The organism is Streptomyces doebereineriae (assembly GCF_031845645.1).
GTDB lineage: Bacteria > Actinomycetota > Actinomycetes > Streptomycetales > Streptomycetaceae > Streptomyces > Streptomyces canus.
This window is the reverse complement of record NZ_JAVREZ010000249.1, coordinates 1-462: the sequence shown is the minus strand read 5'-3', so window position 1 is coordinate 462 and position 462 is coordinate 1. Positions and strand designations below refer to the sequence as shown.

General features: G+C 62.8%; 1 pseudogene. It reads left to right on the top strand.

What is annotated here, in order from left to right:
- Positions 1-16: 16 nt before the first annotated feature.
- Positions 17-462, top strand: a pseudogene (locus RNB18_RS51710) (cytochrome P450); the annotation flags it as partial.

Genomic DNA, 462 nt, shown 5'->3' with positions numbered 1-462 from the left:
CCAAAGGAGAGTCACCATGACTCCGAACACCATCACCGCCAACACTGACACCGAGGCCCCGCGCCTGAACGTGACCGATCCCTCGTTCTCGATCACCTCGGCCCTGGTCCACGAGGCCCGGGAAGTCAGCTGGTTCGCCCATACCGAGTACGGGATCGCCGTCCTTCGTTACGACGAGGTCAGCGAGCTCATGCACCATCCGAGCCTGCGTCAGGGCAGTGTGCACTGGCCGGCCCACAACGGGGTGACAGACGGCCCGTTCCTCGACTGGTGGAACAGCTGGATCCTGAACAAAGAAGGCCAAGAGCACCGGCGGCTGCGTACCCTGCTCAACCCGGCGTTCTCCAAGCGGTTGATCAAGGGCCTGGTACCTCGATTTCAGGCACTGGCAGGCGAACTCATCGACGCCTTCGCCGACAAGGGTGAGTGTGAGTTTATCGGCGAGTTCGCCGACCCGTACGC